Origin of the sequence: Streptomyces sp. NPDC013457, assembly GCF_043089925.1 — a bacterium.
In the GTDB taxonomy this organism is placed as follows: domain Bacteria; phylum Actinomycetota; class Actinomycetes; order Streptomycetales; family Streptomycetaceae; genus Streptomyces.
On record NZ_JBICBL010000014.1, the window covers coordinates 211,972 to 224,111 of the forward strand.

The following is a 12,140-nucleotide window of genomic DNA, read 5'->3' on the forward strand; positions in this document are numbered from 1 at the left end:
TATCAAGTGCGAGGGAATCATGGACTTCGAGCGACTCGCAGCGTTTTTACCCAACTTGCCGTGGTTTCCATCCCCTTCGGGGACCCCACAGTTCAATTGTTCAATCGGATTCGACGAACGGCTCCAACACGAAGGTGCCCGGCGGATGTTGGAGCGGCCGGGCACCTGGGTGAACATGAGGGCGACTGCCCCGTGTCAGTCGCCCCCGCCGCCACCCCCGCAGCCGCCTCCGCCGCCGCAGGACGAACCGCCCCCGCAGCCGCCTCCGCCGCCGTCCGACCAGCCGCCACCGCGCCGCGACCGGCCGCCACCGCGCCGCGACCGGCCGCCGATGGATGAGGCGATACCTGCCACCACGAACAGAATGACGACTCCGATGAACAGAGCTTCCATGAGTGACACCCCCGTAGGTCTTGTGTGACAGGGGGATGCCCCCCGCGCCCGCGGCCCAAAGCGCACTTGAGGAAGTCCAGAGCTTCACCGCAGGATGACGGGCATGACACGACCGCTGCTCAACCGCCGGCTCGCCGAGTTCGGGACGACGATCTTCGCCGAGATGTCCGCGCTCGCCGTCCGGACCGGGGCGATCAACCTCGGACAGGGCTTCCCCGACACCGACGGCCCCGAGGAGATCCGGGAGGCCGCGGTCCGGGCGCTGCGCGACGGGCGCGGCAACCAGTACCCGCCCGGCACCGGTGTGCCCGAGCTGCGCACCGCCGTAGCCGAGCACCAGCTGAAGCGGTACGGCCTCGCCTACGACCCCGACCGGGAGGTCCTCGTCACGGCGGGCGCGACCGAGGCGATCGCCGCCGCGCTGCTCGCACTCGTCGAGCCCGGCGACGAGGTGATCGCCCTGGAGCCGTACTACGACTCGTACGCCGCGTGCATCGCGATGGCGGGCGGCACGCGCGTCCCCGTCACCCTCCGGCCGCACGAGGGCGCCTACCGGCTGGACCTGGACGAGCTGCGGGCCGCCGTCACCGACCGGACCCGGCTGATCCTGCTCAACACCCCGCACAACCCGACCGGCACCGTCCTCACCCGCGCCGAGCTGACCGCGATCGCCGAGCTCGCCGTCGCCCGCGATCTGCTCGTCGTCACCGACGAGGTGTACGAGCACCTGGTCTTCGACGACGCCGAGCACCTGCCGATCGCGAGCCTCCCGGGGATGCGGGAGCGCACGGTCACCATCGGCTCCGCCGGCAAGACCTTCTCCTTCACCGGCTGGAAGGTCGGCTGGATCACGGCGAGCCCGGAGCTCACCTCCGCCGTCCGGTCCGCCAAGCAGTTCCTCACGTACGTGGCGTCCGGCCCGTTCCAGTACGCCGTCGCGGAGGCGCTGCGCCTGCCGGACACGTACTTCGACACCCTGCGCGCCGACCTGCGCGCCAAGCGCGACCTGCTGAGCGACGGCCTGGCGCAGGCGGGGTTCGAGGTCTACCGCCCGGCCGGGACCTACTTCGTCACCACCGACATCCGCCCTCTCGGCGAGACCGACGGCTTCGCCTTCTGCCGTTCCCTGCCGGAGCGGGCGGGCGTGGTGGCGATCCCCAACGCCGTCTTCTACGACCACCGCGCGGAGGGCGAGCCCTTCGTCCGGTTCGCGTTCTGCAAGCGCGTCGACGTCCTGGAGGAGGCGGTCTCCCGCCTGAAGGGCCTCGCGGGCTGACGGCGGGGCGCCGTTCGGCGCCGGTGGGGCCCGCCGGGGCGGACCCCGGGCATCGGCCCGCCCCGGCGGCGGGGATTTTTCACCCGGTGGGCCCCGCGCTCGCGCGCGCTTCCTCCGTGCCACGCCGATGGTCGGGTAGACCGATTTGTCGGGCTGATCCCGGATCGCGGGGCGCTCTCGATTCCCGTGCGCACGGAGGTGCACCCTGTCCGCCGAGACACTCGACCGCCGGGCCACGACCGCCGGCGCCCGGAGCGTCCCCCGTTGGCGGGCCTCGCTGTACCGGGCCGCCCCCGCGCTCGGCCTGTTCGCCGCGGCCCGGCTGACCGGGATGCTGGTGCTCGCGGCCTGGGCCTGGCACATCGGGCGTTCACCGCGGGCGCTGCTCGCCACGTCCTGGGACTCGGACTGGTACACCCGGATCGCCGCGCACGGCTACGGCCACACGCTCCACTGGCCCGACGGCGTCGTCCAGTCCGACCTGGCGTTCTTCCCGCTCTACCCCGCCCTGGTACGCGCGGTCACCACGGTCCTGCCCGTCGAGGGCGGCACGGCGGGGCTGCTCCTGTCCTGGCTCTCGGCCGGAGTCGCGGCGTGGGGGATCTACCTGATCGGCGAGCGGCTCCACGGACGGCCCACCGCCGTCCTGCTCGTACTGCTCTGGGGCCTGCTGCCGCACTCGATCGTGCTCTCGATGGCGTACACCGAGCCGCTGATGACGGCCCTGGCCGCCTGGTCGCTGTACGCGCTCCTCACCGGCCGCTGGCTGTGGGCCGGCTCGCTGGCCGCGCTGGCCGGCCTGTCCCGCCCCAACGGCGTCGCCATCGCGGCCGCGGTCCTGGTCGCGGCGGGGTGCGCGCTGTGGCGCGGGCGCGGGAGCGGAGACGGCCGGGGCGATCCACGGGTGTGGGCGGGTGCCGTGCTGGCACCGGTCGGCTGGCTCTCGTACCTGCTCTGGGTGGGTGCTCGGCGCGGGGATCTGCTCGGCGGCTACTTCGCCGTCCAGGACGGCTGGACCTCCCGCTTCGACCTCGGGCGCGGCGCGCTGCGCTTCGTCCTGGAGATGCTGCGGGGGCCGACGCAGTTCGGCTTCGCGATGGCGCTGCTGATCACGGGCGCGGGGGTGCTGCTCTTCGCGCTGCTCGCGCTGGTGGAGCGGCCACCGCTGCCGGTCCTGGTCTACACGGCGGTGCTCGTGGTCATCACGGTCGGCGGCTCCGGCTTCTTCGAGTCCAAGCCGCGCTTCCTGCTGCCCGCGTTCCCGCTGCTCCTCCCGCTGGCGCGGGCACTGACGAAAGCCCGGCCGAGGGCCGCGATCGTGGTGATCGCCGCGCTGGCCGGGCTGTCGTTCAGCTTCGGTGCGTACGCGTTGACGCTCGCACGCATGGCCCTCTGAGGGGACGGGGGCCGATGCCGGCCCCGTGGCGGCTCAGGCCTCGTCGCCGTCGGAGGACTTGTCCTCCGGGGATTCCAGGCCGAACTGCTCGACGAGCCACTTGTCGAACTCGATGGAGGCGCGGACCCAGCTGACGGTGGAGGACACGAAGTGCTCCAGCGCGACGCCGGTGCCGATCAGCATCTGCGCCTCACCGATGAGGCGGAGGGTGGCGGAGCCGTCCTCCTCCTCGTGCAGGTGGGTGTAGACCTTGGGCCACAGGGTGCGGCGGTTCCAGTCGTCGATCGCGTCGAGAACCTTGGCGCGGTCGTCGGCCGAGTGCGGGCGGTCGTAGAACGTCCGCACCGAGAAGACACGCTGGTCCTCCTCGCCGCGGAACATGAAGTACGTCCGGAACTCCTCCCACGGCGCCGCGAGGTCACCCTCGTCGTCGACGACGTACTTCAGCTCCATCTGGTCCAGGAGCTGCTTGACCAGATCCTGGTCGGGGACGACGGGGCCCGCCGGTCCTGCTGCCTGAGGCTGGGGCTGGCCCCCGAAATTCGGAATCGAGGACGGGTCGATGCTCACCGTGAATATCCCTTCGTACGGTTGACGCCATCCTCCCCCATGCCGGGCGGTACGGCGCAAGCCCCGGCTCCCGCGATCCGCTGCGGGCTGACAAGATCTGGTTCCTATGGGGGAAAAAGTGAGGCCGCTGGGGGAAAAAGTGAGGCCGCGCGCGTCGACGTGGGTCTGGGTGTCAGTGCTGGTGTCGATCTTCTGCGGGGGCCCGGTCGCCTTGCTGGCCTGGGGAGCGATGGCCTTCGACGAGTCCACCGAGGCGAAGCCGGTCGACTGCGCGGACGCCATGGAATGGGCACAGGCGACCTTGCCCAAGAGCGCCGCGGAGCCCCGGTGCACCCAGGCGAGCTGGCTGGACACCCAGGTCACGGCCGACTTCCGGATGCCTCGCCGCGAAGCCGCGCAGTGGCTCGCCGGGACCTACCCGGGCACGGAACCCGACAAGCCCCAGTTCTGCGACCACGACCTCTGCCTGAATGTGCAGTACGACGGTGAGGCCGAGCCCGGCGGCCCGGTCGCGGTCGACGTGACCGTGACGTACGAGGGCGAGTCCGCCCTCGTACATCTGCTGGCCTTCGACACCTGACCGCGGCCTGGTCACCGCGCCCCGCCTACTGCGCCGCGCCCACGATCAGCCCGTCCTCGAAGCGGTCCACCCGGACCGTGTCGCCGTCGCGGACCTCGCCCGCGAGGATCTCCTTGGCGAGCCGGTCGCCGATCGCCGTCTGGATCAGACGGCGCAGCGGCCGGGCGCCGTACGCCGGGTCCATGCCCTCGTCGGCCAGCCAGGCCAGTGCCGCCGGCGTGACGTCCAGCGTGAGCCGGCGCTCGGCGAGCCGCTTGGCGAGCCGGTCGATCTGGAGCTGAGCGATCCGCCCCAGCTCGGTCTTGTCGAGGGCCGAGAAGACCACCAGGTCGTCGAGCCGGTTGAGGAACTCCGGCTTGAAGGAGGTCCGCACCACCTCCAGGACCCGCTGCTTCTTCTCGTCCTCCCCGGTCAGTGGGTCCACCAGGTACTGGCTGCCCAGGTTGGAGGTGAGGATCAGGATGGTGTTGCGGAAGTCGACCGTCCGCCCCTGGCCGTCGGTGAGCCGGCCGTCGTCGAGGACCTGGAGCAGGATGTCGAAGACCTCCGGGTGCGCCTTCTCCACCTCGTCGAGCAGCACCACGCTGTACGGCCGGCGGCGCACCGCCTCCGTGAGCTGGCCGCCCTCCTCGTAGCCGACGTAGCCGGGAGGCGCGCCGACGAGCCGGGCGACGGAGTGCTTCTCGCCGTACTCCGACATGTCGACGCGGACCATGGCCCGCTCGTCGTCGAAGAGGAAGTCGGCGAGCGCCTTCGCCAGCTCGGTCTTGCCGACGCCGGTCGGGCCGAGGAAGAGGAAGGAGCCGGTGGGACGGTCGGGGTCGGCGATCCCGGCGCGCGTACGGCGCACGGCGTCGGAGACGGCCCGTACGGCCTCGGTCTGGCCGATGAGCCGCCTGCCGAGCTCGTCCTCCATGCGCAGCAGCTTCTGCGTCTCGCCCTCCAGGAGGCGGCCGGCGGGGATGCCGGTCCAGGAGCCGACCACGTCCGCGATGTCGTCGGGGCCGACCTCCTCCTTCACCATCGTGTCCTTGGCGACCTCCTGCTCGGCCTCCGAGGCCTCCTCCAGCTCGCGCTCCAGCGTCGGGATCTCGCCGTACAGCAGCTTGGAGGCGGTGTCGAAGTCGCCGTCGCGCTGGGCACGCTCGGCGCGGCCGCGCAACTCGTCGAGCTGCTCCTTGAGCTCACCGACGCGGTTGAGGGACTGCTTCTCCTTCTCCCAGCGGGCGGTCAGCCCGCGCAGCTCCTCCTCGCGGTCGGCGAGGTCGCGACGGAGCTTCTCCAGGCGCTGCCGGCTGGCGTCGTCGGTCTCGTTCTTGAGCGCGAGCTCCTCCATGCGCAGCCGGTCCACGGACCGCTGGAGCTCGTCGATCTCGACAGGCGAGGAGTCGATCTCCATCCGGAGCCGGGAGGCCGCCTCGTCGACGAGGTCGATGGCCTTGTCGGGGAGGAAGCGGGAGGTGATGTACCGGTCGGAGAGGGTGGCCGCGGCCACGAGCGCGGAGTCGGCGATCTGGACCTTGTGGTGGGCCTCGTACCGGCCCTTGAGTCCGCGCAGGATCGCGATGGTGTCCTCGACGCTCGGCTCGGCGACCAGGACCTGCTGGAAGCGGCGCTCCAGCGCGGGGTCCTTCTCGATCCGCTCGCGGTACTCGTCGAGGGTCGTCGCGCCGACCATGCGCAGCTCGCCGCGGGCCAGCATCGGCTTCAGCATGTTGCCGGCGTCCATGGCCGAATCGCCCCCGGCGCCCGCGCCGACGACGGTGTGCAGCTCGTCGATGAAGGTGATGATCTGGCCGTCGCTGGCCTTGATCTCGGAGAGGACGGTCTTCAGGCGCTCCTCGAACTCGCCGCGGTACTTGGCTCCCGCGACCATCGCGCCGAGGTCGAGCGAGACCAGCCGCTTGTCGCGGAGGGACTCGGGGACGTCGCCCTTCACGATCCGCTGCGCGAGGCCCTCGACGACGGCGGTCTTGCCGACGCCGGGCTCGCCGATGAGGACCGGGTTGTTCTTGGTGCGGCGGGAGAGCACCTGGACGACGCGGCGGATCTCCTGGTCGCGCCCGATGACGGGGTCCAGCTTCCCCTCGCGCGCGGCGGCCGTGAAGTCCGTGCCGAACTTCTCCAGCGCCTTGTACTGACCCTCCGGGTCGGGTGTGGTCACCCGGCGTCCTCCCCTGCTCTTCTCGAACGCGTCCAGCAGCTTCCCGGCGCCGGCCCCCTGCTGGGCCAGCACCTCGCCCGCCTGTCCGCCCTTCGCCGCGATCCCGATGAGCAGGTGCTCGGTCGAGAGGTACTCGTCCCCGAGCTCCTTGGCCTGCCTGGCGGCCTCGGCGATCACGGCGAGCAGCTCACGGTCGGGCTGCGGCGGCGCGACCGTGGAGCCGGTCACGCTGGGCTCGGCGGCGAGCAGCCGCTCCGCTCCGGACCGTACAGCGGCCTGGTCCGCCTCGACGGCGGCGAGCAGGTCGACGATGTTCTCGTTGTCCTGACCGGCCAGAAGCGCGAGCAGCAGATGCGCAGGGGTCAGGTCGGGGTGTCCCGCGGACACGGCGCGGCCGGTGGCCGCGTTGATCGCGTCCCGGCTCCTGTTGGTCAGTTCGGCGTCCACGTGCGCTGTCTCCTCCTCGACGTCGGCTCCACACGGTCCATGACTGGTCCAGCGTACACAAAGTTGAGTCTATTCCGCTCAAGGTGTCGCGCGGGCCCGTGCCACGGGTAGGTTCCGGGCATGGCGACTGACCCGAGGAACCCCGACGACGCGTATCTCAGCTTCTGGCGCGAGTACCACATGTCCACCCTGACGACCCCGCGCGCGGACGGCACGCCGCACGTGGTGGCGGTGGGGGTGACCTACGACCCCGAGGGCGGCGAGAACGGCATCGCCCGGGTCATCACCAACAAGCACAGCCGCAAGGTCGCCAACGTCCTGGCGGCGGGCGCGGAGGGCGCGCGCGTGGCGGTCTGCCAGGTGGACAAGGGGCGCTGGGCGACGCTGGAGGGCGTGGCGCGCATCCGTACGGAGCCGGACGTCGTCGCCGACGCGGTCGACCGGTACGCGACGCGCTACGGCCGGGTCCCGGCGCCCAACCCCGACCGGGTCGTCATCGAGATCGCGCTGACCCGGGCCATGGGCCGGGCCTGACCCGGTGAGGTGCCGGGCGGCGCGGTTACGGGGTGGTGGGTCACGGGGTGGGGCACGGGGTGGGGGGTCACGGGCACAGCACAACGGCGCCATCGCGTTTCAGGTCCGCGATGGCGCCGCTGTGTGGGGGAAGCACCTGAGCGATCTACAACGACGGGGGAACCGCTCAGGCACTGCGGGGGGTGGCGGTGATGGTCTCGGACTCGACGAGCTGGTGGTCACGCTGGTCGAGATTGACGAAGATCATGCCGTACCGGATGGCACAGCGGACGGGCTGAGGGGCGCCACGGGGCTTCCGGAGACATCGGTAGGCGCGAATATCCTCATCGTCCCCGCGCGTGATGATGATCGGCTCACCGAAGAGGGTGACCATCAACGAATCGCCACCGTGCGGCACGGCTGTGACGAGGTCGATGAAATGCCACCCGGAGCGGTAAGCGGCCGCCATCTCACGCCGGAATCGAGGATCTTCGGGAACCGTCATGCCCGCACGGACTCCCAACCAGGGTCGGAGTCGGCCGGCGCTGCGCCCCAGCCAGGGTCGCCCGCCTTGGCGACGACCTGCTGCGGAGCGAGGCCCCAGCCCGGATCATCGGTGACTGCCACCGCGCCGACCGCGGCAGCAGCTATGAACGCGACACCAACTACGGTGCGTATGAGCTTCTTGGCCATGACCGAGCAACCTCACTTGGTGTGTATCTCCTGCTCCCCCGCAGGCACGACGATGGCTCACTCCTCACGTTTCCACCACTGGCTCAATGCATCATGTTCCTGTATCGGAAAAGCCTGGGGGTGTACATATGCGAATAGAACCGGATAAAACGGGGCATCCTCATACGCACGCCGAGCTGTGCGAAGCGGGCACACGGGTCTATAAAGAGGCCCTGCGTACGGGACGTATCGCCCGGTCGGACATCGAATCGACGCCCTGCCTGATGGACCTCGACCTCCTTCGGCCCGACCCCGACGACGTCCAGTGGCTCCGGCCGGTTCCCCCCTCGGCCGCGCTGGCCCGACTGCTGCTCCCGATCGAGAAGGAGATCCAGGAGCGTAGACGTCTCAGCATCGAACTCTCCGACGCGTTCGAGCCATTCATGTCGGTCAGCGTCCAGGACCCCACGACGACCCACGCGATCACCGTCCTGGAGGGCCTCACGAGGATCAACACCTCCCTGGACCGCGTGGTGGCCGAATGCTCCTCCGAGCTGCTGACCGTGCAGCCCGGCAGCGGCCGCAGCGCCCACACCTTCGGCGAGGCCCTGCGCCGCGTCAGACCGCTCCTCGGCCGCGGCATCCGGATGCGGACGCTCTATCAGCACACCGCCCGGCACCAGCCGATCACCCTGGCCTACCTCGAACGCATCGGCCCCGAGGTCGAGGTCCGCACGCTCGAGGAGATCATCGACCGGCTCATCATCGTGGACCGCAAGGTCGCCTTCGTCCCCGCCAGCCGGGACCGCCAGGTCGCCCTGGAACTGCGCCACACCGGCCTCGTCGAGTACCTCGTCGGCGTCTTCGAGCAGTTCTGGCTCCAGGCCATCCCCCTGGACAACCCCGTCACCTACGAGCCGCCGCTGGACGGCATCAGCGGCATCCAGCGCTCCATCGCCAAACTCCTCGTCGAGGGCCACGTCGACGAGGCCATCGCCCGCCGGCTCGGCATGAACGTCCGGACCTGCCGCGCCCACATCGCCAAGCTCGCCTCCGCCCTCGGCAGCGGCAGCCGGGCGCAGCTCGGCTACCTCATCGCCCAGTCCGGAATCCTGGAGCAGGAACACTGACCGTGTACGTACAGATCGACCTGGACGGCCCCGCGGGGACGCTGCGCGTCTCCGGGTACGAGATGCCCACCGTGGAGCTTCTGCGGGCGCCGGGCGACGAGCCCGACCCGCTCATCCCCATCGGCACCCGCGCCGCCGGCCGGCTCACCCTCACCGTCGACGGCGCGCCCGCGCGCATCCGGCCCGGCCGCGGGCGGCTCCTGCGGCGCTCGTACCGGGTCGACGCCGTGTTCTCCGGCATCCGCTACCGGCTCGTGCCCTGCTCCTACGTGGAGAGCCGGCTGCTCCGCGACGGACGCCCCCTGGGCACCCTGGAGTCCTCCGGGGACGGCAAGGTGGACGCCGAGTGGGCGACCGGCACCGGACCCGAGCCGCTGGACCGGGCCGTCGGCACCGCGCTCGCCGCCGCCTTCGGCACGGGCGCGGCGCCCTGGTGGGACACGGCGACGAACATCGTGGCCGAACTCATCCCGTAGCGCGTACGACAAGGCCCCCTCCGCGGGAAGCGGAGGGGGCCTCGTCGGTCGTACGGAGCGTTCCGGCCGGGCTGCTCGGGATCTCCCCGGAGCGCTGCCCGGAGCTCTACTCGGGGCGCTTGGGGCGCCACACGACCAGCGCGCTCGCCTGCTGGACGTCCGTGTAAGGCACCAGGTCGCGCCGGTACGAGGCGTGCACCTGCGCCTCGCGCTGGCGCATCGCCGACGCCGCGCCCTCGACGGCCGCCGACAGCTCGGCGACCCGCTGCTGCAGCGCCGCGACCTGGTTCTCCAGCTCGATGATGCGCTTGATGCCCGCCAGGTTGATGCCCTCGTCCTGCGACAACGCCTGTACCGTACGGAGCAGTTCGATGTCACGGGCCGAGTAGCGCCGCCCCCGGCCCGCCGTGCGGTCCGGCGAGACCAGACCGAGGCGGTCGTACTGACGCAGCGTCTGCGGGTGCAGACCCGACAGCTGGGCCGCCACCGAGATGACGTACACCGGCGTCTCGTCGGTCAGTTCGTACGGATTACGGCTGCGTCCCGGTCTGCTGTCCATCGGGTCATGCTCCCTTCGCGGCCTGGAACAGCTCTGCCCTGGGGTCCTCGCCCGCCGTCGCCTCACGGTAGGTCTCAAGGGCCTCACGGGCCTTGTCGTCGAGCTCCTTGGGCACCGCGACCTCCACCGTCACCAGCAGGTCGCCGCGCGTGCCGTCCTTGCGGACCGCGCCCTTGCCGCGGGCGCGCATCGTCCGGCCGTTGGGGGTGCCGGCCGGAAGCTTCAGCGTCACCGCAGGGCCGCCCAGCGTCGGCACCTTGATGTCGCCGCCGAGCGCCGCCTCGTCGAAGGTGACGGGGACGGTGACGGTCAGGTTGTCGTCCCTGCGGCCGAAGACCGGGTGGGCGTCGACGTGCACGACCACGTACAGGTCACCGCTCTGGCCGCCGCGCTCGCCCGGAGCGCCCTTGCCGCGCAGCCGGATCCGCTGCCCGTCGGCGACACCGGCGGGGATGCGGACCTGCATGGTGCGGGAGGACTTGGCCCGCCCGCTGCCCTTGCAGACGTCGCAGGGCGTCTCGGCGATCAGGCCGCGCCCCTTGCAGTCCACGCACGGGTCGGTGAGCGAGAACGAGCCGCTGCCGCCGCGCGAGACCTGGCCGGTGCCGACGCAGGTCGGGCACACCCGGGGCGTGCCGTTCTTGTCGCCGGTGCCCGAACAGGCCTTGCAGGGCGCCTGGGAGGACATCCGCAGGGGCACCGTCGCGCCGTCCACGGCCTCGGTGAAGCTGAGCGTCACCTCGGACTCGATGTCCTGGCCGCGGCGCGGCTGCGTACGCGTGCCCGCGCCGCCGCCCGCGCCCCGGTTGAACAGTCCGCCGAAGACGTCGCCGAGACCGCCGCCGAAGCCGCCGGCCCCGCCGCCCGCGCCGCCGGGGCCCTGGGCGCCACCGAAGAGGTCGCCCAGGTCGAAGTTGAAGTTGCCGCCGCCCGGGCCTCCGGAACGGAACCCTCCGTTGCCGAAGAGCGCGCGGGCGTCGTCGTACTCCTTGCGCTTCTTGGGATCGCCGAGGACGTCGTTCGCCTCGGAGATCTCCTTGAAGCGCGCCTCGGCGCTGGTGTCGCCCTTGTTGGCGTCCGGGTGGTTCTCGCGGGCGAGCTTCCGGTACGCCTTCTTGATCTCGGCGTCGGTGGCGTCCTTGGGGACGCCGAGAACCTTGTAGTAGTCCTTCTCGACGAAGTCCTTCGTGCTCATCGACGTCCCTCCTCTCGGACGATCTTCGCGCTAGCCCTCCTCGGGGCCACCGCTCTCCTCGTCTGCCGACTTCTCTTCCTTCGTGGCCGGCGTCGCCCCGGGCTGGGGCTCGGCCACCGCCACGCGCGCGGGCCGGATGGTCCGCTCGCCGATCCGGTACCCAGGCTGCAGGATCGCCACGCAGGTCGTCTCGGTGACGTCCGGTGCGTAACTGTGCATCAGGGCCTCGTGGATCGTCGGGTCGAAGGGCTCGCCCTCCTTGCCGAACTGCTGCAGCCCCATCTTGGCGGCCACCGTCTCCAGCGACTCGGCGACCGACTTGAAGCCGCCCACCAGCTCGCCGTGGTCCCGGGCCCGGCCGATGTCGTCGAGCACGGGCAGCAGCTCCGTCAGAAGACCCGCGACCGCGATCTCCTTGACGGTGACACGGTCCCGCTCCACCCGACGGCGGTAGTTCTGGTACTCGGCCTGAAGGCGCTGGAGGTCACCCGTGCGCTCGCTGAGCGCGCTGCGGACCTGGTCCAGCTGCGCCGTCAGGCCGGCCGTCTGTGCGGCGTCCCCGGCCTCGGCCGCCGAGCCCTCCTCCGTGGAGGGGGCCTCGGCGGCTTCGGCAGCGTCCTCGGCGCCGGAGGGGACGTCGGGCTTCTCCTCGAAGCCCGGGGTCTCCTCCGTCATCAGGCAGCGCCGCCCTTCGGCTTCTCGTCGTCGACGATCTCGGCGTCGACGACGTCGTCGTCGGCCTTGGCCTCGCCCTGCGGGGCGTCGCCGC

General features: G+C 71.3%; 13 protein-coding genes. 6 read left to right on the forward strand and 7 right to left on the reverse strand.

Annotation, left to right across the window (positions count from 1 at the left end):
• The first annotated feature begins 487 nt into the window (after nt 1-487).
• The gene (locus tag ACF1G2_RS31780; RefSeq protein ID WP_391801606.1) at nt 488-1,669 is read left to right on the forward strand and encodes a pyridoxal phosphate-dependent aminotransferase; all 1,182 of its coding nucleotides are present in this window, start codon (nt 488-490) and stop codon (nt 1,667-1,669) included.
• A gap of 205 nt (nt 1,670-1,874) precedes the next feature.
• On the forward strand, nt 1,875-3,065 hold the full coding sequence (locus ACF1G2_RS31785; RefSeq protein ID WP_391801625.1) for a glycosyltransferase family 39 protein: 1,191 nt from the start codon (nt 1,875-1,877) through the stop codon (nt 3,063-3,065).
• Nucleotides 3,066-3,098: 33 nt separating this feature from the next.
• Here ACF1G2_RS31785 and ACF1G2_RS31790 read toward each other — a convergent pair whose 3' ends face one another.
• Nucleotides 3,099-3,635, reverse strand: a complete 537-nt coding sequence (locus ACF1G2_RS31790) for a YbjN domain-containing protein (protein ID WP_352190415.1) — start codon at nt 3,633-3,635, stop codon at nt 3,099-3,101.
• A gap of 169 nt (nt 3,636-3,804) precedes the next feature.
• Between ACF1G2_RS31790 and ACF1G2_RS31795 the strand changes: the two genes are divergently transcribed.
• Nucleotides 3,805-4,215, forward strand: coding sequence for a hypothetical protein (locus tag ACF1G2_RS31795; RefSeq protein WP_391801607.1), 411 nt, complete (start codon nt 3,805-3,807; stop codon nt 4,213-4,215).
• Between the two features lie 25 nt (nt 4,216-4,240).
• Here the strand turns inward: ACF1G2_RS31795 and clpB are convergent, their stop codons facing one another.
• Nucleotides 4,241-6,826, reverse strand: a complete 2,586-nt coding sequence (gene clpB / locus ACF1G2_RS31800; protein ID WP_391801608.1) for an ATP-dependent chaperone ClpB — start codon at nt 6,824-6,826, stop codon at nt 4,241-4,243.
• Nucleotides 6,827-6,946: 120 nt separating this feature from the next.
• On the opposite strand from clpB, the gene ACF1G2_RS31805 reads away from it, so the two are divergent.
• Nucleotides 6,947-7,360, forward strand: coding sequence for a pyridoxamine 5'-phosphate oxidase family protein (locus ACF1G2_RS31805; protein ID WP_391801609.1), 414 nt, complete (start codon nt 6,947-6,949; stop codon nt 7,358-7,360).
• A 166-nt stretch (nt 7,361-7,526) separates the two neighbouring features.
• Here the strand turns inward: ACF1G2_RS31805 and ACF1G2_RS31810 are convergent, their stop codons facing one another.
• Nucleotides 7,527-7,844 (reverse strand): (2Fe-2S)-binding protein, encoded by a 318-nt coding sequence (locus ACF1G2_RS31810; protein WP_352190419.1) that lies wholly within the window; start codon nt 7,842-7,844, stop codon nt 7,527-7,529.
• Nucleotides 7,841-8,032 carry a hypothetical protein gene (locus ACF1G2_RS31815; protein ID WP_391801610.1) on the reverse strand — a complete coding sequence of 64 codons (192 nt, stop codon included), beginning with the start codon at nt 8,030-8,032 and terminating at the stop codon, nt 7,841-7,843. The genes ACF1G2_RS31810 and ACF1G2_RS31815 overlap by 4 nt, the downstream gene beginning before the upstream one ends.
• A 128-nt stretch (nt 8,033-8,160) precedes the next feature.
• Between ACF1G2_RS31815 and ACF1G2_RS31820 the strand changes: the two genes are divergently transcribed.
• Nucleotides 8,161-9,141 (forward strand): helix-turn-helix transcriptional regulator, encoded by a 981-nt coding sequence (locus ACF1G2_RS31820; RefSeq protein ID WP_391801611.1) that lies wholly within the window; start codon nt 8,161-8,163, stop codon nt 9,139-9,141.
• A 2-nt stretch (nt 9,142-9,143) separates the two neighbouring features.
• Nucleotides 9,144-9,617, forward strand: a complete 474-nt coding sequence (locus tag ACF1G2_RS31825; protein ID WP_391801612.1) for a hypothetical protein — start codon at nt 9,144-9,146, stop codon at nt 9,615-9,617.
• A gap of 106 nt (nt 9,618-9,723) precedes the next feature.
• Here the strand turns inward: ACF1G2_RS31825 and ACF1G2_RS31830 are convergent, their stop codons facing one another.
• From ACF1G2_RS31830 to grpE, 3 genes are read right to left on the reverse strand one after another with little or no spacing between them, the layout of a single operon-like run.
• The gene (locus ACF1G2_RS31830) at nt 9,724-10,176 is read right to left on the reverse strand and encodes a heat shock protein transcriptional repressor HspR (protein ID WP_361441888.1); all 453 of its coding nucleotides are present in this window, start codon (nt 10,174-10,176) and stop codon (nt 9,724-9,726) included.
• A gap of 4 nt (nt 10,177-10,180) precedes the next feature.
• Nucleotides 10,181-11,371 carry a molecular chaperone DnaJ gene (gene dnaJ, locus ACF1G2_RS31835; RefSeq protein ID WP_391801613.1) on the reverse strand — a complete coding sequence of 397 codons (1,191 nt, stop codon included), beginning with the start codon at nt 11,369-11,371 and terminating at the stop codon, nt 10,181-10,183.
• A 30-nt stretch (nt 11,372-11,401) separates the two neighbouring features.
• Nucleotides 11,402-12,046: a nucleotide exchange factor GrpE gene (gene grpE / locus ACF1G2_RS31840; protein ID WP_391801614.1), complete on the reverse strand. Its 645-nt coding sequence runs from the start codon at nt 12,044-12,046 to the stop codon at nt 11,402-11,404.
• Nucleotides 12,047-12,140 lie beyond the last annotated feature (94 nt).